19 protein-coding genes are annotated in these 18969 nt (G+C 67.5%); 10 read left to right on the top strand and 9 right to left on the bottom strand.

What is annotated here, in order from left to right; genetic code table 11:
* Window positions 1-15: 15 nt before the first annotated feature.
* On the bottom strand, window positions 16-633 hold the full coding sequence (locus A7G45_RS15180; RefSeq protein WP_260938424.1) for a TetR/AcrR family transcriptional regulator: 618 nt from the start codon (window positions 631-633) through the stop codon (window positions 16-18).
* Window positions 634-744: 111 nt separating this feature from the next.
* Between A7G45_RS15180 and A7G45_RS15175 the strand changes: the two genes are divergently transcribed.
* A complete protein-coding gene (locus tag A7G45_RS15175; protein ID WP_276555287.1) occupies window positions 745-1941 on the top strand; it encodes an acyl-CoA dehydrogenase family protein in 1197 nt (398 codons plus the stop codon).
* A 24-nt stretch (window positions 1942-1965) separates the two neighbouring features.
* On the opposite strand, the gene A7G45_RS15170 is transcribed toward A7G45_RS15175, so the two are convergent.
* A complete protein-coding gene (locus tag A7G45_RS15170) occupies window positions 1966-2262 on the bottom strand; it encodes a hypothetical protein (RefSeq protein WP_260938422.1) in 297 nt (98 codons plus the stop codon).
* 82 nt (window positions 2263-2344) lie between these two features.
* On the opposite strand from A7G45_RS15170, the gene A7G45_RS15165 reads away from it, so the two are divergent.
* From A7G45_RS15165 to A7G45_RS15155, 3 genes are all read left to right on the top strand, one after another.
* Entirely contained in the window at window positions 2345-3709 is a 1365-nt protein-coding gene (locus tag A7G45_RS15165) for a cytochrome P450 (RefSeq protein ID WP_260938421.1), read from the top strand.
* A 26-nt stretch (window positions 3710-3735) separates the two neighbouring features.
* A complete protein-coding gene (locus tag A7G45_RS15160) occupies window positions 3736-4368 on the top strand; it encodes a class I SAM-dependent methyltransferase (RefSeq protein ID WP_260938420.1) in 633 nt (210 codons plus the stop codon).
* Between the two features lie 119 nt (window positions 4369-4487).
* A complete protein-coding gene (locus A7G45_RS15155) occupies window positions 4488-5366 on the top strand; it encodes an alpha/beta fold hydrolase (RefSeq protein WP_260938419.1) in 879 nt (292 codons plus the stop codon).
* Between the two features lie 14 nt (window positions 5367-5380).
* Here the strand turns inward: A7G45_RS15155 and A7G45_RS15150 are convergent, their stop codons facing one another.
* On the bottom strand, window positions 5381-5938 hold the full coding sequence (locus A7G45_RS15150; protein ID WP_071286073.1) for a PadR family transcriptional regulator: 558 nt from the start codon (window positions 5936-5938) through the stop codon (window positions 5381-5383).
* 296 nt (window positions 5939-6234) lie between these two features.
* Here A7G45_RS15150 and A7G45_RS15145 point away from each other — a divergent pair, with 296 nt between their 5' ends.
* Window positions 6235-7233, top strand: a complete 999-nt coding sequence (locus A7G45_RS15145; RefSeq protein WP_260938418.1) for an NAD(P)H-dependent flavin oxidoreductase — start codon at window positions 6235-6237, stop codon at window positions 7231-7233.
* 18 nt (window positions 7234-7251) lie between these two features.
* On the opposite strand, the gene A7G45_RS15140 is transcribed toward A7G45_RS15145, so the two are convergent.
* The 3 genes from A7G45_RS15140 to A7G45_RS15130 are packed head-to-tail and all read right to left on the bottom strand — an operon-like array spanning window position 7252 to window position 10668.
* The gene (locus A7G45_RS15140; protein WP_260938417.1) at window positions 7252-8556 is read right to left on the bottom strand and encodes an amidohydrolase family protein; all 1305 of its coding nucleotides are present in this window, start codon (window positions 8554-8556) and stop codon (window positions 7252-7254) included.
* Entirely contained in the window at window positions 8550-9746 is a 1197-nt protein-coding gene (locus A7G45_RS15135) for a CoA transferase (protein WP_260938416.1), read from the bottom strand. The genes A7G45_RS15140 and A7G45_RS15135 overlap by 7 nt, the downstream gene beginning before the upstream one ends.
* Window positions 9730-10668 carry an enoyl-CoA hydratase/isomerase family protein gene (locus tag A7G45_RS15130; protein ID WP_260938415.1) on the bottom strand — a complete coding sequence of 313 codons (939 nt, stop codon included), beginning with the start codon at window positions 10666-10668 and terminating at the stop codon, window positions 9730-9732. The genes A7G45_RS15135 and A7G45_RS15130 overlap by 17 nt, the downstream gene beginning before the upstream one ends.
* A gap of 38 nt (window positions 10669-10706) precedes the next feature.
* Here A7G45_RS15130 and A7G45_RS15125 point away from each other — a divergent pair, with 38 nt between their 5' ends.
* Window positions 10707-11264 (top strand): VOC family protein, encoded by a 558-nt coding sequence (locus A7G45_RS15125; protein WP_260938414.1) that lies wholly within the window; start codon window positions 10707-10709, stop codon window positions 11262-11264.
* Here the strand turns inward: A7G45_RS15125 and A7G45_RS15120 are convergent.
* The gene (locus tag A7G45_RS15120) at window positions 11261-11611 is read right to left on the bottom strand and encodes a PNPOx family protein (protein ID WP_260938413.1); all 351 of its coding nucleotides are present in this window, start codon (window positions 11609-11611) and stop codon (window positions 11261-11263) included. The genes A7G45_RS15125 and A7G45_RS15120 overlap by 4 nt on opposite strands.
* 83 nt (window positions 11612-11694) lie before the next feature.
* Between A7G45_RS15120 and A7G45_RS15115 the strand changes: the two genes are divergently transcribed.
* The 4 genes from A7G45_RS15115 to A7G45_RS15100 all read left to right on the top strand — a co-directional run bounded on the left by A7G45_RS15115 (window position 11695) and on the right by A7G45_RS15100 (window position 15562).
* Entirely contained in the window at window positions 11695-12132 is a 438-nt protein-coding gene (locus tag A7G45_RS15115; protein ID WP_071286067.1) for an SRPBCC domain-containing protein, read from the top strand.
* 206 nt (window positions 12133-12338) lie between these two features.
* The gene (locus A7G45_RS15110; RefSeq protein WP_260938412.1) at window positions 12339-13514 is read left to right on the top strand and encodes an N-acetyltransferase DgcN family protein; all 1176 of its coding nucleotides are present in this window, start codon (window positions 12339-12341) and stop codon (window positions 13512-13514) included.
* Window positions 13511-14575 carry an alanine/ornithine racemase family PLP-dependent enzyme gene (locus A7G45_RS15105; protein ID WP_260938411.1) on the top strand — a complete coding sequence of 355 codons (1065 nt, stop codon included), beginning with the start codon at window positions 13511-13513 and terminating at the stop codon, window positions 14573-14575. The genes A7G45_RS15110 and A7G45_RS15105 overlap by 4 nt, the downstream gene beginning before the upstream one ends.
* Before the next feature lie 66 nt (window positions 14576-14641).
* Window positions 14642-15562: a TIGR03564 family F420-dependent LLM class oxidoreductase gene (locus tag A7G45_RS15100; protein ID WP_260938410.1), complete on the top strand. Its 921-nt coding sequence runs from the start codon at window positions 14642-14644 to the stop codon at window positions 15560-15562.
* Between the two features lie 12 nt (window positions 15563-15574).
* Here the strand turns inward: A7G45_RS15100 and A7G45_RS15095 are convergent, their stop codons facing one another.
* Both A7G45_RS15095 and A7G45_RS15090 read right to left on the bottom strand, forming a co-directional pair.
* Entirely contained in the window at window positions 15575-16324 is a 750-nt protein-coding gene (locus tag A7G45_RS15095; protein ID WP_260938409.1) for an LOG family protein, read from the bottom strand.
* Window positions 16325-16361: 37 nt separating this feature from the next.
* Window positions 16362-18968: a helix-turn-helix transcriptional regulator gene (locus tag A7G45_RS15090; RefSeq protein ID WP_260938408.1), complete on the bottom strand. Its 2607-nt coding sequence runs from the start codon at window positions 18966-18968 to the stop codon at window positions 16362-16364.
* Window position 18969 lies beyond the last annotated feature (1 nt).

The following is an 18969-nucleotide window of genomic DNA, read 5'->3' as shown; positions in this document are numbered from 1 at the left end:
TATGGCTGATGTGGGTCACTTTTTTGAAGACTTCGTGGCCCCTTCGAACGGGGGCTGCATCAACGTCAACACCGCGTCGGTGACTGCGTCGAGGTCCTTTTTCGCGGCAGGGTTATTGGTCGAGGTGCTGTTGAGCGCGCCAATGACCAAGTCCCGCAGTATTCGTGGGTCGATGTCGGTGCGGACCACGCCGGCTCGCCGGCCGGATTCGAGTACCCCCTGCCAGACCCGGGCGAACCGACGCTCGTGTGGCACATGCGCGGCACGCAGATGCGGCGGCAGCGTCTCGACCATCCGGACGACCGCAGCGGCCCGGTCGTCGCTGGCATGCAGGGCTTCGAGGTGACCACTGATCGCCGCCCCGAGCCGGTCACGAGGGGAGGCTGCCTCCGGCACCGAGTCGATGGCGTGTTCCAGTGCGGCCCTTGCAGATTCGACGCCGTCGACCAGCGTGGCCGCGACCAGTTCGTCCTTGGTCGGGAAATGGAAGTACAGGCTCCCGACCTGCAGGCCGGCCGCGGCCGCGATCCGCCGCAGACTGGCCCCGCCGTAGCCGTGCTCGGCGAACTCGGCGGCAGAGACATCCAGGATGCGGCGCCGGGTCCGGGCAGCCTTGCTGTCGAGAACCTCCATCACGCCACTCTATCGAATCGGACGATCGTTTGGTTATAGTAATTCGGACGATCGTTCGATTCCTTAGGAGTTCCGCCCGTGACCGCCTCAGTTCGCCGTACCCAGGACCACATGTGGCATGACGTCTTTCTCCCGCCCGAGATCGTCGAGCTCCGGACCCGCGCGCGTGCGTCGGTCGCCCAGCACCTGGCGCCCGTTGCCCGCGACATCGGCTCCCGGGAAGAGTCGGCCGACAGTTTTCCGTGGGAGGCATTCCGCGGGCTCGCCGCCGACGGGTTGTTCGGCGTGCCCTTCGAATCGGCCCACGGCGCCGGGCTGGCCCATCCGATGCTGGGCACGTGCACCGTCACCGAGGAGATCGCCTACGAATCGTCCTCGATGGCAGGCGTCTACGACGGTCAGTGCATTCTGGTCCCGGCGACGCTGCGTCATGCGAGCCCTCGGTTGCGCGACGCATTGATTCCCGACCTCGTCTCCGGCAAGCAGGCCTTCGCCTTCGCCACCACCGAACCGGACACCAGCTCGGACCTGACCGCCGAACGGCTCGGCACCTATGCCGAAGAGGCCGGTGACGAGTTCGTCGTCACCGGCCGCAAACGCTGGATCACCAACAGCATCGTGGCCGGCTGGGTCTCCATGCTGGTGCGGGCCGGGCGCGACGGCAATCGCGCGCACATGCTGCTCATCGACCTGAACAGCCCCGGAATTCGGATCGGCCGCCCCGATCTGAAGATGGGCCATCGCGGGCAGATCACCGCCGATATCGTCCTCGACAACGTGCGGGTGCCGCGGGACAACCTGCTCGGCGAACCCGGGCGTGGCATGGCCGTCGCGCTGTCGGCCTTGGTGCGCGGCCGGATCGGCATCGGTGCGGCCGGCGTCGGCGTGGCGCAGGCCGCGCTCGACCTCGCGGTACACCGGTTGCAGACCCGCCACGTCTTCGGCAGCCCACTGGGCGCCATGCAGCACTGGCAGTTCCAGATGGCCCAGCGCGCAACCGAAATCGAATGCGCCCGCAACCTGTACCAGAAAGCCGCGACGCTACTCGACACCGGTGACGCCACGGCCGAGCCCGAGGCAGCGATGGCGAAGGCCTACGGCACCCGCCTCGCGAACGACCTGGTGCGCGAAGCCATCCAGATTCACGGTGCGCTGGGTTTCGCTCGGCAGGTCGGCGAAACGGGCGAATCGGTGCGTCTCGAAGAGATGTACCGGGACGCCAAGATCCTCGAGATCTTCGAGGGCGCCAACGAACTACAGCAGTGGATCGTGGCGCGCCGGCTGATCGGCCGCGACATCACCGGCTAGTGCGGTGCGGCGGCCGGGGCGGTGCTACTCGCCTTCGCCAACCTCTTCGAGGCGCTCGCCCACCCGAGCCAGCGCCTCGTCGAACACGTCGACCTTCTCACCACGCTTTTCGTTGGCCGGTTGTGCGGCGCCGCGGCCGCCTTCGGCCTCCACGCGGGCCGCACCCTGGCGTCGCAGCAGGCTGAAGTTCTTCTCGCGCGCTTGCCTGAGCCTGCTCTGCAGTTCCTTCAGCGCCTTCGCGTCCAAGCGAGCCAGCGCGTCGGGGTGGCTCTCGGCGATCAGCGAGTTTTCCTGCGGGGTCAGGTTCACGTGGATGCTCATGATTGATTAATAGCCCGTGAAATTGACGCGCGCTTGACGAATCACTCGACCACTTCGGCCGGGCGCGGCATAATTCTCTGTGATGGCCACAACAATCGACGCCCCTGGGGTGCGCGCCCTGCCGCTCGCGCCGAAGAACCCGCTGCCCTTGCGGCAGTTGGTTACCACGCGGCAATTGCACACCGGACTGGTGCTGCTGAGCGAAGTCGGCGGACCCGTCAGCCGCATCGCCGTCGCGCCCAAGCGCGTCGCCCCGCCCGTCGTGCTGGTCACCTCCCCCAGCGGGATCCGCGATGTGCTGGGCCGCACCGACAACCTCGCCGAGCGCTCCACGATCCATGAGGAAGTGCGCAACGTGGTCGGCGACAACCTCTTCGTGTTGCCCAACAACGCCTGGCCGCCGCGCCGACGCGCCTTGCAGCCGGTGTTCACCAAGCAACACGTGGACCGCTTCGGCGGGCACATGACCCAGGCGGCGCAGACCAGTGCTGATCGCTGGCGCGACGCCCGTGACGTCGACCTGGACACCGAGTGCCGGCGGCTCGCGATGCGGTCGCTCGGCTACTCGATTCTCGGTCTCGACATCAACGAGCACAGCAACACCATCGCCGAGAACATGCATGTGGCCTCGCGCTACACGGCCGATCGCGCCCTACGACCGATCAAGGCACCCAAGTGGCTGCCGACGCCGGGACGGCGTCGCGCGCGTGCCGCGGTGGCCCGGATGCGCCAGATGACCATGAACGTCCTGCAGGACTGCCGCGCGAATCCGGACCGTGACGCACCCCTGGTCAAGGCGCTGCTCGCGGCGGCCGATCCCGAGACCGGCCAGAAGTTGTCCGACGACGACATCTGCAACGACCTGCTCATCTTCATGCTGGCCGGCCACGACACGACGGCGACGACGCTGACGTACGCCTTGTGGCAGCTCGGACACCACCCCGACATGCAGGACCGGGTTGCCGCCGAGGTCGCCGCGATCGGCGATCGGGAGCTGACACCCGACGACGTTTCCCGTCTCCCGTACACCGCCCAGGTGCTCAACGAGTCGCTGCGGCTGTGCCCGCCGGCGGCCGGTGTCGGCCGGACGGCGACGCAGGACATCGTGGTCGACGGTTACCGCGTGGAAGCCGGCAGCATCGTGGCCATCGGGATCAGCGCCGTGCACCGGGACCCGACGTTGTGGGACCACCCGCTGGCGTTCAACCCCGACCGGTTCAGCCCGGAGAACTCGAAGAACCGCGACCGCTGGCAGTTCATCCCGTTCGCCGCCGGTCCGCGGTCGTGCATCGGTGAGCACTTCGCGATGCTGGTGACCACGCTGGCGCTCGCCACCATCGTCCGGTCGAACCGCATCGAGTCTCTGGACGCCGACTTCCCGCTCGAGTCCCCGTACACGACGGTCGCGAAGGGACCCATCCCGGTTCGAGTCGCCGCGCGGGTGTGACGTCGGCGTTGGCCACGGCTCGGAGCATGCTCGACTGGGACCACAACGCCTACTACCACCGTGTGCTGCTCGGGTACTTGCCGCCGCGGTGCCAACGGGTGTTGGACGTCGGCTGCGGCGCCGGTGGTTTTGCGGTCGAACTCGCCCAACGCAGCGACCACGTCGACGCCGTCGACCGCTCTGCCGTGATGGTCGCCGAAGCGAGGCGACGAACCCCGGTCAACGTGAACTGCATCGAGGGCGACGTCCTGACCGACGCGCTGACGGCAACCGACTATGACGCGATCGTGTCCATCTGCGCACTGCACCACATGCCGCTCGATGCGGCGCTCCCTCGGCTGGCCGACGCCCTACGGCCCGGCGGTGTCCTGGCGGCGATAGCGCTGCCTCGGACCGACCTGCGGCACGAATGGGCTCATGAACTCGCCGCCGGAGTCGGGCATCGGGCGCTCGGCCTCCGCTTTCTCGCGGCACGATCGCTGGGGGCTGGTCCTGGGTTCGCGAAGACGCCGGATCACGACGCCATGCCGATGGTCCTGGACCCACCATTGACCACTCGCGAAGTCGCCGCGCAAGCCGCGGCCCTGCTTCCCGGCGCCCACGTGCGGCGCCTGGTCTTCTGGCGATACCTCCTGGTTTGGCAGAAGCCGGCCGCATAGCCGGCAGAGTGCCCCGACCCGACAAATCATCAACAACGTCAATTCCGCGCGCGCTTCCTCACTGTCGGTGCAACGATGACCCGGTAAGCAAGTTCGCTCACCAGTCGCGGAGGCCGGCCATGCCCGAGCACCGTCCCGCCGAGGCCTGCCACGTGATCCGACTGCGGGACGGGCGCCAGTTGAGCTATGCGCAATACGGCGACCCGGACGGTTTCCCGATACTCAACAACCACGGTGGGCTGGCCTGCCGACTCGATGTCGCCGCCGCCGCGCCGGTCGCCGAGTCGTGCGGGGTCCGGCTCATCTCCCCCGACCGACCCGGCGTCGGCAGGTCGGATCCGCAGCCGGACCGCACCATCCTCGACTGGACCCGCGACGTCACCGAACTGCTCGACCAACTCGAGATCGACAGCTTCGCCGTCATGGGCTGGTCACTCGGCGGCCAGTATGCGGCCGCAGTCGGCTACGCGCTGCCGCCGCGCGTGACCCGGGCAGCCATCATCGCCGGCGCCATACCCCTGACCGAACCAGGCGCGTTCGACGGTCTGCCACCGATCGACCGTAGCTACATCCGGCTGTCGCAACGCAGACCGTGGGCGGCCCGGCTGGGCTTTCGCGCGATGACGCTCGCCGCGACCTGTGCCCCCGATCTCTACGGCCGGCTTGCCGCGCGCGACCTCGGGCCAGCGGACGCCGCGGTGCTGAAGGCCGAGGGTTTCGCAACGTTCGCGAACCTGTCGCGAGAGGCCCTCCGGCAACCCCAGGGCGTCGTCGAGGAGTACCTCGTGATGGTCCGCCCGTGGGGCTTCCGGCCCGAGGATATTCAAGTGCCGGTGGATATCTGGGGCGGCACCGACGATCAACTCATCGACCCGTCGTGGCCGGGAGAACTGGCTCGCCGTATCCCAGGCGCAACACTGCACATGGGACCGGGCGGCCACTTCCTGGCGCACCTGTACTACCGGGACATCTTCCAGAGATTGCTACCGCCGACCTGATGGTCGGCCGGCTCTCAAGGCTCGCGGTTGCCCGACGAAGTGAGCCTGTCCAGCACGTCCAGGGCCTCGCGACACCAGTCAACCCAGGCCTGTTCGGTACGCAGCCCCGCCTTCAACACGAGGTGGCGTAGCACATCGGCGTCGGCGACCGGAGCCGCGAAATCACGCGCGTCGATCTCGCGGTAGTTGGCCAACATCGCTTCGTGCACAGTGAGGTGGTGGGCGATCACCGCACGCACGGCCCCGGTTTCGCCCAGCGCTGCCGCAGCGCGCACGCGTACAGCGATAGACATCCGCTCCGGCGCGGGATCATCGATGCCACAAAGCCATTCGCTCAGTGCCACGTGTCCGGCCGGCGTGATGCTGAACCGCTTGGGCTGGCCGCGCTCGGGGCGATCCGGAGTCGAGGACTCGGCCAGTCCGGCGTTCTTGAGCCGGTCGAGCTCCCGATAGATCTGCTGGTGGGTCGCCGGCCAGAAGTAGCCGAATGACCGATCGAACCGGCGGGTGAGTTCAATGCCGGTCGATGCCCGCTCCGTGAGCGCGGTCAATATGGCGAATTGCAGCGACATGGCGCGATCGTAGGTCCAGTGAGGCTTCGCCCGGCGGAACGCAGGCGGTTTGTGCGGTTCTGCGTGCTCAAGAGTCCTGCCACCACAATTATCCAATCTGTTGCATAAAGCCACGACGGCAGCCGGGCCCGTCATCCAACAGTCCCCAAACCCGGTCAATTGCCAACGCATTCGGGCACCGCCCGCGACGTGCAAGCTTGAAGCCAACCGCGATTATGCCACTAGTTGCATAATCGCCGAAGCGAGATTAAAGTCCAGTCCAACCACGGTTCCCGATTCGAAGGGCTATCACCACAATGGGTCTGCCTCCCGTCCTCGCACAGCGCCTGTCCTTGCCGGTCGTCGCATCGCCGTTGTTCCTTTGCTCGGGGCCCGAACTGGTGAAGGCGGAGTGCCAGGCAGGTGTCATCGGGTCGTTTCCCGCGCTCAACGCCCGTCCCTCCAGCCTGCTCAGCGATTGGCTGGACGAGATCGAGGAGTCGAACGCCGCCTACGCGCTCGCCAACCCCGACGCCATCGTCGCGCCGTTCGCCGTCAACCAGATCGTGCACCGCTCCAACGACCGCCTCGAACACGACATGAACGTCATCGTCGAACACAAGGTCCCGATCGTCATCACCTCGCTCGGCGCACGACCCGAGATCAACGATGCCGTGCACTCGTACGGCGGCATCGTCCTGCACGACATCATCAACAATGAGTTCGCGCACAAGGCCATCGACAAGGGCGCCGACGGCATCATCGCCGTCGCGGCCGGTGCCGGCGGCCATGCCGGGACCCAGTCCCCGTTCGCACTGGTCCGCGAGATCCGTGAGTGGTTCGACGGTCCACTGCTGCTGTCCGGCGCCATCGCCCACGGACGGTCTGTGCTTGCCGCGCTGGCCGCCGGCGCCGACTTCGCCTATGTCGGTTCAGCTTTCCTGTCGACCGACGAAGCCAATGCGGTTCCCGAGTACAAGCAGATGATCGTCGACTCCAGCGCCTCAGAGATCGTCTACAGCAACCTGTTCACCGGCGTGCACGGCAACTATCTCCGCGGCAGCATCGTCGCCCAGGGTCTCGACCCCGAAAACCTGCCCGAATCCGACGCCTCCGCAATGAATTTCGGTTCCGGCGGCAACACGGACGCGAAGGCCTGGAAGGACATCTGGGGTGCCGGTCAGGGCGTGGGCAGCATCAAGGAACGCCTCACCGTCGCGCAGCTCGTACAAACCTTGAAGACGCAGTACGTCGAGGCCAGCCAGGACCTGCTGGGCCGAGTACTCGCCGACGACGTTCTCGAGCCGGCGCACTAGCGCTACGCCGCCTGGCGCTCAAAGCTTTTCGTACACCATCGCACCGTCGTAGACGGTCGCGGCCACCAGCGAGGCATCCAATGCCGCCAGTGCGTCGCGCGGCGGGACCGACAACACGCACAGATCCGCCGGCGTCCCCACCGTCAGTTCCCGGGGCGTGTCCGGCTTTTGCGGTGTTCCCAGGAACATGCCCAATGCCGTTACGGCGTCGATGCTTTCCTCCGCACCGAGCACTCGGCCCGCGGGCGTGCTGCGGTGTACCGCCGCACGCATCGCCGCCCACGGATCGGCGTCCCCGAACGGCATGTCGGTGGACAGTGCGACGGGAACCTGCGCGCCGCACAGCGACGCCACCCGCCACAGCTGGCAGTGCTCGTCCGCGGGCACGTCGGTGAAGTATTGGTCGCCGCGCTCGGCGACGAAGTTCGGCTGGGTTACCACCAGTACGCCGAGGTCGCGTAGGTCACTCAGACAGTCGTCGGGGATGACGGCGCCATGCTCGATCCGGTCCCCGGCGCACGACCCCGCCTGCCGCAGCGCCGCGATCGCGACGACGAGCTGCATGGCCGTAACACAGTGCAGCGCAACGATTCCGCCCTGACGGTGCCGTGCCGCGATCCAGTCGGCCAGCGCGTCAAGATTGAGATCGTCGTCGTGGAGGATGCGTTTGGCCGGGGCCAGGATTTCGACGCGCTGCTGCAGTTCGCCGTGCCGACGGGCCTCGGCGAAGTCCATCACGTCCTCGACGGTCAGGTTGGGTGTCGCGTCTGTGACGCCGGTGACGCCGAAGGCCGACAGTCGCCTGCTGACCTCGCCTAGCCCGGCGTCGCTGCGTTGCAACGAATGTGTCCAGCTGGGGTCGGCGCTGCGCAGCCTGCCGTCGGGGTGGGCGGGCAAGCCGACGGCCGTCAACCCCGCGGAGTTCAGCGTCCACAACACTCCACTGCGGTGCTGCACCCGCACCGGCACATTCGGTGAAACCTCATCGAGCACAGTGCGATCCAGTGGACCGGCGACCGCCTCGTGGTAGCCGACAGCCCGGATCCAGCCGTCTTCTCCGACAGCAGCCTGCGCCAGGACCGCACGCAGCGCATCGCGGCTGCGCACCTCCCCCGGGCCGACGCGCACCGACGTCAATGCCGCTGCCGCCGAACGCAAGTGGACGTGATGGTCGTGCAGCCCGGGGACGACCGTCCCGCCGGCGGCGTCGAAGACGTCCTCGCCGTGCGTTGGCTCGAGACGGTCGGCGACGGCCTCGAGCCGCCGGCCCAGCCGGATATCCACCGTCCGGCCGTCGAGCAGCACGGCTCGTTGAATCAGCATTGCGCCGTGACCCTTTCCCGAATGGTTGCCTGCACCTGCGCGTTGTCGGCGCCCAACTCTGCGGCGCGCGACGACAGCACGGGCGCCGCCGGCTGCCCAACCGGACCGCCGTTGTCGCCACTGGCGAGCGGCAGCGCGGCGTACTCGGCCGCCACCGACGCCAGAGCGATCTCGATGATCTCGGCACCTCCGCGTTGCAGCGACTCTGCCACCGCCAGCGCCGCGTGCATGCCCGTCAGCGGGTCGGCGATCGCGTCACCGCAGAACACCGGCCCGGTGCCCGCCGGATCGTGGCCGACCAGACCACCGGATACCGCGGCGTCGTCACCGAACCCCACCCAGTGGGCGCGCTCGCCGTCGGTGCCGTGACCGGTGACCCGCAGCCACACCCGTCCATCGCGACCCGGGACGTCGGTCGGCCCAAGACCCCGGTTCACCAGCGCATCGGGACGCGACGATTCGATCACCACGTCGGCCACCGCCAACAGCTGCCGCAGGTCGTCTGGCTGGCCGAAATCGGTTGCATAACAGAGCTTTCCGGCATTCATCCAGTCGAAGAATCGGCGCTCGCCCTGTCGGGTGCCGTCGGGCCGTGATGGGCTCTCCACCTTGACCACCGTCGCGCCGGCCCGGGCGAGTAGCTGCCCACACAACGGTCCGGCCCACATCGAGGACAGGTCGACCACCAGCAGCCCGGCGAAGTCCCGAAACGGATTTCGGTTGCCGTGCCGCCGCACCACCGGCGCTGCGGCAGCGGTCTCCCCCAGTACGCCGACGGGCAGCCCGAGCAGTCGGGCGCGCTCGGCGACGTCGGCGACCTGGCGGCGACCGGCCCACTCGGTGATCGCCGACCACGCGTAGTCCACCGGCACATCGGATTCGAGCAGCGCCGGCACCGCAGCGACGTCATCGGGCCGCGCCAAAGTCAGTGCGAACCACCCGTCCCGGCCGCCGAGCAGTCGCGTGGCCCCGCCCGCGCTAATCCGGCCCTGCCGGCGCAGCCCCAACAGCGCGGCGCGACCCGCCAGGAGTTCCGCGGCGTCGACCGTGACGCCGAAGGCACCGGACAACTCGGACGCGACCCCGTGCGCCCGGCCCAACACCGCGGCGCGACTGACATCCGGCGGGCCGTCGGACGTGCCGGTCAGCGCGGCCAGCCCGCTGACCGACCAGTCACGCACCGACGGCATCGACCAAGCCCCAGTCCTGTGCCGTCGCCGCGTCGAGCGTCACGCCGGACAGCACCAAATATGCGGTGCGCCAACGACCGATCCGCCGGGTGATGCTCACCGTGCCGCCCGCACCGGGGATCAGCCCCAGCGACAATTCCGGCAGGCCAAGCGTCGCATCCGGATGGCAGGTCACCTGCCCGCAGAACGCCGCCATCTCCAGCCCGCTGCCGAGCACCTGACCGTGCACGACGGCCTGGCATGCCGTGCCCAATCTTCCGGTGATCTCGTCGAGCACCAGGGCCGGACTGAAGCGCGTGCGGGCCAGATGCGCCGACGCCGGATCGTCGAACGTCCCGAATTCGGCAAGATCGCCGCCGCTGCAGAAGGAGGGACCGTTCCCGGTGAGCACCAAACCCGTAACCGAGGTGTCCAGGCGGGCCACCTCCAGCGCCTCCAGCAGCGCCGCCCGGGCATCCGTGGAGAACGCGTTGTGGCGCTGCGGACGGTTGAACGCCACGTGCAAGGTGTCGCCGTCGCGGCGCGACACCACCGGATCTGGCAGCAGTGGAACGGTTTTCGGGCCGCGCTCGGCCAACCAGCGGGCGAACTCGCGGCCGGACTGCAGCGTCGAATACGCCAGCGATTCGGTGATCACTCCGGCGAAGGCCGGCGCCGCGGGGTCGAAAGCCCGGAGTACGTCGTCACACACCGCCGCTGTCTGGGGCCAGGTTGCTACGCGGTCGGTGATCTGCGCCAGCGCCTCGCCGACGTCGGGCACCTGCACAGTCCTCGGGTCCGCACACGGGCGGTCGACCAGCGTGAAAGTCGCTTCCCGCAACCAGAACTCGGCGTCGTCGCCCGCGGGATCCCCGACCCCGATCACCAAGCCGGCGGCGCCGGGGCCGGAGGCGAGGTCGACGACCCTCAGTTCGTCAGGCAACGGACACCCAGTCCTTCGCCTCACGGTGGGCCACCGGCATGTTCGCGCCTCCTGCGGATATCGACATCCGGATCATGCCATTCCTGCCGTTCATCACACCCCGTGTTGTCGGTAGCCGGTGCAAGGATGCAGAGCATGTCGCCCAGAGCAGTAACCGCGGGTCCGACGTGATCGACCACGTATACATTTCGGTCACCGATGTCGACACGGCGCTGAAGTTCTACCTCGAAGCCCTCAAGCCTTTGGGCTGGCGAGAGTTCGGCAATTACAGTGCCTCCTCCGGCCCCGCCAACGTGCCAGACCTCTTCGGCATCGGCGATGCCACCTACGTCTCCGGGACAGGTGTCGGCTCCAGCATCTGGCTGCGACGGCGCCAAGCCGGTGAGACGGGCCTCTATCTCGGCATCGTGTGCGACAACAACGACGCCGTCGATGCGGCCTACGCTGCCGCCATCAGGGCCGGCGGCATCGACGAAGGGAAGCCGGCCGCCCGGACCTACTTCGCACCCGGCTACTACGCAGCCAACGTCGCCGACGCCGATGGCAACCGCCTGGAGTTCGTGCACAAGGCGTGGAACGCGACGCGCCAGCCCTAAGCCAGGGCGACGCGCACCGTGACCCGGCCCTTGTCGTCGCGCGTGGCGATGGCATGGCCGGCACGGTCGGCGCCACGAAAGTTGAGCAGCGTGATCGGTCCTCCGTCGCCAAGGAAGTTGCGCCACCAACTCTTGGAATCCGGCGCCATCACGCTGATGACGACATCGTCACCAGAGAGCCGGTAGTTCACCGGGGTCTGGAAGCTGCGCCCCGATTTGCGACCCGTGTAGCGGATCTCGACCAGGTTGCGGCTGACGATTCCGCCGAGAACGGGGACAGTGGTCAGACCCACCGCCGCCTTGTTGAGGGCGTGGGCGACCGGGTTGTCGAAGATGCTGTTGGACATGCTCGCCAGGCTAGCCCGGGTGGCGTTGGCCGATCAGTGGACAGTTGTCGGCAGCTGTATACCCTCTCCCGTACGGTGTGTCTGTGAGTTTCACGATTGACAGGTCAGTAGAGATCGACGCGCCCGCCGACGTGGTCTGGCAGGTGCTCACCGACGGCGCCAGCTACGGCGAGTGGAATCCGTTCGTCACCGAGTGCTCGTCGACGTTCGAGCCCGGCAGCCCGATCGACATGAAGGTTGTGCTGGTCGGCCCGCCGAAGAAGCAGCGCGAATTCATCAACACCTTCACCCCGGGCGTTGAGTTCAGCTACAACATGAAGCCCGCCCCGCTGGGACTGCTCCGCAGCGAGCGCTCGCACCGGCTGACCACGCTGCCCGACGGCCGCACCCGCTACGACTCGCATTTCCAGCTGTTCGGCCCGGTGTCGCCGATCGTCGCCGGCATCATGGGCCGCGCGCTGAAGAAGGGCTTCGGTGGTATGACCGACGGCGTCAAGAAGCGGGCAGAGTCCCTCCGCTGAGCGGATATCGCGCGGCAACCCTCGGCGTGAACCGCGCCGAGGGCCCGCACTAGCGACCCGACGGAAGCAGGACAATCAGCACCGATCGGGTAGTCTGAAACATGTCGGTAATCTTGCCGACCCTCAGGGCAGACAACTCGTTGGACGTTGGGCTCATCGCCTCGCCTCGATCTCGTCGCCTCCTCTGAGACTTCTCAGAGGAACTTATGTTTTCGCGCGCCAGTGGTATTCCGGCTATCGATACGTCCAAACACAGCGAATCGATCGCTCCGGCAGCTCCCTTTTCCCTGCCCGTTGGTTCCACCGCGATCGTCTACTGCGAGGGCCAGTTCGGCGAGCAGGACGGTAAGACGGCCAACGGACTGGTCCGGCACTCAGAGAAGTACGAAATCCTCAGTGTCATCGATAGTCTCCGGGCCGGCGTCGATGCCGGGAAGTTCCTCGACGGCACCGCGAACGGCATCCCGGTGCTGGCGTCGCTCGCCGAGTCCATCGCGCACGCCGGCCGGGTACCTGACTATTTGATCTGTGGGCTGGCACCTGCCGATGGTCTTCTGTCGGACGAGCAGCGGGTCGTGCTGCTCGACGGCATCGCCCGTGGCATGCACATCATCAACGGTCTGCACGAATTCCTCAACGACGACGCCGAATTCGCGGCGGCAGCCGTGATCGCCGGCGTCACCATCACCGATGTGCGCCGGCCGAAGGACAAGCGCGACCTGCATCTGTTCTCCGGACGGATCTTCGGCGTGACTTGTCCGAGGATCGCGATCCTCGGAACAGACGGGGCGATCGGGAAGCGCACCACTGCCACCTTGCTGGTCCAGGCGCTGAACGCGCACGGCATCAAGGCGGTCATGGTCGGCACCGGTCAGACGACCTTGATCCAGGGCGGGAAGTATGGCGTTGCGCTGGATGCGCTGGTCCCCCAGTTCTGTTCGGGCGAGGTCGAGCACCAGGTCGTCGCCGCGTTCGAAGGTGAGGACCCCGATGTGATCGTGGTCGAGGGTCAGGGCGCGCTCAGCCATCCCGCGTACATCACGTCCGCTCACATCCTGCGGGGCAGCCGCCCGGCCGGCGTGATCGTGCAGCATGCGCCCAAGCGCGCGGTGCTCGGCGACTTCCCCATGGTGCCGATGCCGACCGCGGCCACCGAGATCGCACTGATCGAGGCGTTTGTGGACACCCGCGTCATCGGCATCACGATCAACCACGAAGAGATGACCGAAGACGAGCTGAGTGATGCGATCTCCCAACATCATTCGCAGCTCGGCCTCCCAGTCACCGACCCCCTGACCCGCCCGGCGTCGGAGCTGGTCGACATGGTGTTGACGGCCTTCCCGGCACTCGCCGCGGCGGCCGACACGTCCACTTCTGTGTGACGCTCCGGATCGAGACCGACCTCGACAAGATCGAGCAGAACACGCGGATCTTGGTCGACCGGCTGGCCTTGACGGGCATCCGGGTCACCGGGGTCACCAAGGCCGCGTTGGGCTCGCCGGGAGTCGGCGCGGCGATGCTGCGTGGCGGCGCCCGCGGCCTCGGCGATTCCCGCGTGCCGAACCTCGCTCGGATGGCCGGCCTCGACGCATCCCCACCACGCACGTTGATCCGCTCGCCCATACTCAGCCAAGTGGCACAAGTTGTCGACTTCGCTGACATCAGCCTGAACACCGAGGCCGTCGTCCTGGCGGCGCTCAATCAGGCTGCGGCCCAACAGCATCGGACGCACGCCGTCGTGCTCATGGTCGAGCTCGGTGACCTACGCGAGGGCATCCCGCTCGACGATCTGCCCGAGGCCGCGCGGACCGTCCTCGGTCATTCCGCTCTCCGGCTCGCCGGGGTCGGCGCCAATCTCGCGTGTCAGAACGGTGTCATTCCCGACGACCGGAACATGGGCATCCTCACCGGGCTCGCGCACGATATCGAGGCGCGGCACGGGATTTCGCTCGACGTCGTTTCAGGCGGCAACTCGGCGAACCTCAACTGGGCGCTGCACACCCACGACGTCGGCCGGATCAATGAGCTCCGACTCGGCGAAGCCATCCTTCTCGGCGTCGATCCCCTGGATCGGACAGCGATCCCTGGGCTGCACACGGACGCCTTCACCTTGACCGCCGAAGTCATCGAGGTCGCCACGAAACCGGCTCACCCCTGGGGCGATCGCGCTCAGGCGGCATTCGGCCATGCGCCCGTCCGCATCGGCAACAGCACTGTGCGCCAAGCAATTCTGGCCCTCGGTCGCCAGGACTCGGACCCCGACGGTCTGCAGCCACCCGAGGGCATCACGATCCTCGGGATGAGCAGCGACCACCTGGTGGTCGACGTCGGCGATCACCAGGTGGCGGTCGGCGACGAGATCGCTTTCGGTGTCGGCTACGGCGCACTCGTGCGTGCGATGACATCGCCCTTCGTCACCAAGATCGAGCACCGCGTCAGTTGAGGGCGGACATCCGCTCAGCGTGCGCTGAACGGAATCCGTAGCCCTGTCCCCATTGTTGTCGTCGGTATGCCCACTGGTGTTGTGCTCGATCCCGACCGTAGTTCCGCCAACCATGTCGCCGCCGCGATCGACCAGGCCCGACGTGCCTACGACGCCGGCGTTCGCCAACTGTGGATAGCCCAGCAGTTCGACCACGACGCCATCTCGCTGGCCGGATACGTCGGCGCCGCGGTGCCGGGCGTGGGTGTCGGCACCTTCGTCGTACCGATCAACCCACGGCATCCGCTGATCGTCGCCTCCCAGGCACAGACCGCCCAAGCCGCCACCGGTGGGAACTTCAGCCTCGGGTTGGGCCTGGGGGCGCACGCGCCAGAACAGGTGGCGTTCGGGACCGCGTGGCCCAACACCATCGGCCGACTACGCGAGCACCTGCAGGTGCTCAGGTCGATCCTCGACACCGGCACCGTCGACTTCCACGGCGACGAATTCACCGCCGCCCCGGAATTTCCGGTGGCAGTCGCCGGCGGCACGCCCCTGCCCGTCTACGTCGCGGCCATGGGCCCCAAGGCATTACGCGTGACGGGCGAATTGGCCGATGGCACGCTGCCCTATCTGGCCGGGCCGCGCACCCTCGAGGAGTTCATCGTGCCGACCATCACCGCCGCAGCCACTGCAGCCGGCAGGCCCGCACCGAAGGTGATCGCCGCGGTGCCCGTACTGGTGACCGACGACGTCGACGAGGGCCGGGCCCGGGCCGCCGAGGCCCTCGAGTTCTACGCAACCATCCCGTCGTACGCGCGGGTGATCGAACGCGAAGGCGTCGACTCGGTCATCGACCTCGCGGCGGTCGGCACCGCCGCCCAGGTGACTGCACAACTGCGCCGCTACCGCGACGCCGGTGCAACCGACATCGTGCTCAGCCCCCTGGTGCGCACGGGTATCGCAGCGCTGGAACCGATCTGGGACGTCGCCGCAGCGCTGGGCTGAGCGACGGGCCGGCTACCGCGCTGACGCGACGATGAGGTCGACGGCTTCTGCCACGCTGTCGGTGCAGTGGATCAGGTCAAGGTCCGATTCGGAGATCTTCCCTTCGGACTGGACTGTGTTGCGGATCCAGTCGATCAGGCCCGACCAGTAGTCGACGCCCAACATGATGATCGGAAATGCGGTGACTTTGCGGGTCTGCACGAGGGTCAAGGCTTCGAACAGTTCGTCCAGGGTGCCGAATCCGCCGGGCAGGCAGACGAACGCCTGCGCATATTTGACGAACATGGTCTTGCGCACGAAGAAGTAGCGGAAGTTGATCCCGAGATCGACCCAGTGGTTGAGGCGTTGTTCGAACGGCAACTCGATACCCAGACCGACCGAGTAGCCGCCGGACTCGCTGGCCCCGCGGTTGACCGCCTCCATCGCGCCCGGGCCGCCGCCGGTGATCACCGCGTAGCCCGCCCGCGCCAGTGCGGTGCCCAATTCCTCGCCCAATCGGTACTCGGGCGAATGCGGTTCTGTGCGGGCAGACCCGAAAACCGTGACAGCCTTGGGCATTTCGGAGAGCGCATCGAAACCGTCCACGAATTCGCCCTGGATCCGCAGCACCCGCCAGGGGTCCGTGTGTAGCCACTGGGTGTCACGCTGCCTATCCAGCAGACGCTGATCGGCGGTGGTGGCAGCGCATCGGTCGCGACGAAGTTGCACCGCACCGCTGATCTGGAGCTCGCCGTCGTCGTCCTGGTTGTCGATCTCGTTCACATCGGCCAGCGTATGCGGCGCAAGCTCAGCTCAGGGTTCAGCGACTCGCGGCGCCGTGGCGGATCAGCCCGGCGAGATCCTCACGGTCCGAGATGTCGAGCTTTGTGCAGGCCCGATACAGGTGGCCCTCCACCGTCCGCACCGACACCGTGAGCCGGTCGGCGATTTCGCGGTTACTCAGTCCAGCGGCAACCAGGTTGGCGATTTCGCGTTCGCGCACTGTCAAGGGCAGTGGGTGGGTCGCCAATTCCAGTGCCGGGGTTCGCACCCCGCCGCACTGCGCGGCCAACCGGTTGGCTACGGCTGCGGCCTCCGCGCTACGCCGCCGGTCGTCGGCCGCTTCGAAGGCGGCCGATGCCTGCGCCGCCGCGTCGAGCGCGGACAACAACGCGCCGAGTTGCTCAAATTGCTGTGCGGCGGCAAACAATCCAGCGCCGTCGCGATCACTGACTGCCCGGGCATGCGCCACAATCACGGTGGCGAGACGGCCACCGACGGCAGAGGCGATCTCGATCAACCGGTCCGCGGCACCCTGGTCGCCGAATCGCACCGCATCATGCAGCGCCAGCATGGACACCGCACATTGGCCGGAGCTATCGGCCAACCGGGCCGCGTCCAATGCCAGTTCGATGGCGGCACTTACGTTTCCCTCGGCCGCAGCGAGCCACGACTCCGCGATCCTCAGCTGCGGGCCGAACACCGCGACGTGCCGGCCCGATCGGACTTTCAACTCGGCCACCATCTTGGCACCCGGTTGCACCCGGCCCAACGCGCAATAAGACTGCGCCAGCAGCAGCCGGGCCGGGAAACTCCACGAGGCCGCCGACTCAGCGGTCAGCGCCGCCACCGTCTGCTCCATCCGCGACACCGTCTCGATGAAGTCGCCGCGGGCCAGTCCGATGGTGCCGGCCAGCACATTCGCCATCCCCCACGCCAGATACTGACCCGACGAGGTGATCCGCATCATGACGGTGGATCGGTCGCTCGCCGCGTCGAATTCTCCGGCGAGCACCAATGCGCGCACCTCCCCGAACGCAGTGAGGTAGCGGAGCAACCCGTCCGCCTTCGCGCTGGCCATGCGACCGCGGCGAGCCAATACCGCCACCTCATCACTGCGTCCCATCAGCGCCAGCGCGAGCGCACCGCCGAATGCCGCCCACTGCACCGCGACCGGGTGCGCGATCGGGTCGGCCAGCACCCGTTCGGCCATCGCCACGGCCTCTGGCAGGCGGTTCTCGAAAGTCAGGGTTGCCGACGCGGTGCCATCGATGATCGGTACCAGCTCGGGACTCGTGATCCGCTCCCGGAGCAACGCGAGTACTTCGTCGGCGCCCTCGGCGTCACCCATCGACCAGTGCAGGTTCGCGATACGCGCCCATCCCCACCGCAGCAGCTCCAGTTCGGTCATCTGTTCGGGATCGAAGGAGCTTAGCGTTTCCTCGGCTTCGGTCGCCTTGCCCTGCCACAGCAGCGAACGCGCCAGCAGTTCTCCGGCCTCGAGACCGCCGCCCCGATTGGTCGCCGCGCGGGCCAGTCGCTCACCCAGCGTCACGTTCGTCAGGGCGATCGCCTCTCGTGCCGCCGTGACGAGCAGGTCCAATTCGGGGACCTCGTCGCTGTCCAAAGTCAGCTCGGCCAGCCGGATTCGATGCGCCGAACTGACCAGTGGACGGTCGCGCATCGCGCGCACGAGTTCGCCGCGCAAGCGGCGCCCCGCGGCCATCCCCAGTCGCCGGCGGATCACCTCACCGAACAATGGGTGGGTGAATCTCACGTCGATGCCACCCGGCTCCTCAGCGACGCGCACCAGGCCGCGGTTCTCCGCCTCTTCCACCACGTCCGCACCGACGATCACCGTCAGGGTGTCCAGGTCGAGTGGTTCGCAGAAGGTCAGCAACCGCAGCGCGTGCAGCACCTGGTCGGGCAACTGGTCGACCCTCGAATCCAGCAACGACGCCAGCTCTGAGGTGACCGCAGCCCGCCCCCGAAGCTGCCACACTCCCCGCACCTGCCGCAGGGTCCCCGCCTCGATGGCCCCTTCCACCAGGTGGCGGACGAATAACGCATTCCCGCCCGAGGCCTGCCACATCAGCTCGGCGGACAACCCCTCGACCTGCCCGCCCAAGGCCTCTTCGATGAGGCCGACACATTGCTGCTGGCTGAACGGCATCAAGTGCAACCGCTGCAGATATCGGTCCTTCCACAGCGACGTGATCGCGTCGGGGACCGGCGCGCCGGAACGGACCGTGGCCACGATGCGCACCGACCCGTCCATTGCAAGCTGGTGCAGCAGAGTCGCCGACAACTGATCCAACAGATGCGCGTCGTCCACACCGATCACCGAATGACCCTCGGCCATAATCGTTTCGCGCGCCGCGGACAGGAATGCCACCGGATCGCGCGACGTGGCGCTGCGCACCAGATGGGCGAACACCCCGAGCGGAATGCCCCGTGCCGACTCGGTCGCCGCAACCCAGTGGGCGCGCACCGGCAACGACTGGGTGACCAGCCGGGCGAGCGTTGTTTTACCGACACCCGCGTCACCGACCAGGACGATGCCGCATTCGCCCGATTCCCCGAGCAATGCCCCGCGAATCAGCGAGAATTCACTATCGCGGTGAACGACCGGCCAGTTCTGGGCCATG

The organism is Mycolicibacterium llatzerense, assembly GCF_025331195.1.
GTDB lineage: Bacteria > Actinomycetota > Actinomycetes > Mycobacteriales > Mycobacteriaceae > Mycobacterium > Mycobacterium llatzerense.
Note: the sequence above shows the minus strand (reverse complement) of the source record. Positions and strands in the feature narration are given on the sequence as shown.

Coding starts and splice junctions, on each gene's coding strand:
- A7G45_RS15180 (WP_260938424.1), bottom strand. CDS start 633: ATGGAGGTTCTCGACAGCAAGGCTGCCCGGACCCGGCGCCGCATCCTG.
- A7G45_RS15175 (WP_276555287.1), top strand. CDS start 745: ATGTGGCATGACGTCTTTCTCCCGCCCGAGATCGTCGAGCTCCGGACC.
- A7G45_RS15170 (WP_260938422.1), bottom strand. CDS start 2,262: ATGAGCATCCACGTGAACCTGACCCCGCAGGAAAACTCGCTGATCGCC.
- A7G45_RS15165 (WP_260938421.1), top strand. CDS start 2,345: ATGGCCACAACAATCGACGCCCCTGGGGTGCGCGCCCTGCCGCTCGCG.
- A7G45_RS15160 (WP_260938420.1), top strand. CDS start 3,736: ATGCTCGACTGGGACCACAACGCCTACTACCACCGTGTGCTGCTCGGG.
- A7G45_RS15155 (WP_260938419.1), top strand. CDS start 4,488: ATGCCCGAGCACCGTCCCGCCGAGGCCTGCCACGTGATCCGACTGCGG.
- A7G45_RS15150 (WP_071286073.1), bottom strand. CDS start 5,938: ATGTCGCTGCAATTCGCCATATTGACCGCGCTCACGGAGCGGGCATCG.
- A7G45_RS15145 (WP_260938418.1), top strand. CDS start 6,235: ATGGGTCTGCCTCCCGTCCTCGCACAGCGCCTGTCCTTGCCGGTCGTC.
- A7G45_RS15140 (WP_260938417.1), bottom strand. CDS start 8,556: ATGCTGATTCAACGAGCCGTGCTGCTCGACGGCCGGACGGTGGATATC.
- A7G45_RS15135 (WP_260938416.1), bottom strand. CDS start 9,746: ATGCCGTCGGTGCGTGACTGGTCGGTCAGCGGGCTGGCCGCGCTGACC.
- A7G45_RS15125 (WP_260938414.1), top strand. CDS start 10,707: ATGTTCGCGCCTCCTGCGGATATCGACATCCGGATCATGCCATTCCTG.
- A7G45_RS15120 (WP_260938413.1), bottom strand. CDS start 11,611: ATGTCCAACAGCATCTTCGACAACCCGGTCGCCCACGCCCTCAACAAG.
- A7G45_RS15110 (WP_260938412.1), top strand. CDS start 12,339: ATGTTTTCGCGCGCCAGTGGTATTCCGGCTATCGATACGTCCAAACAC.
- A7G45_RS15100 (WP_260938410.1), top strand. CDS start 14,642: ATGCCCACTGGTGTTGTGCTCGATCCCGACCGTAGTTCCGCCAACCAT.
- A7G45_RS15090 (WP_260938408.1), bottom strand. CDS start 18,968: ATGGCCCAGAACTGGCCGGTCGTTCACCGCGATAGTGAATTCTCGCTG.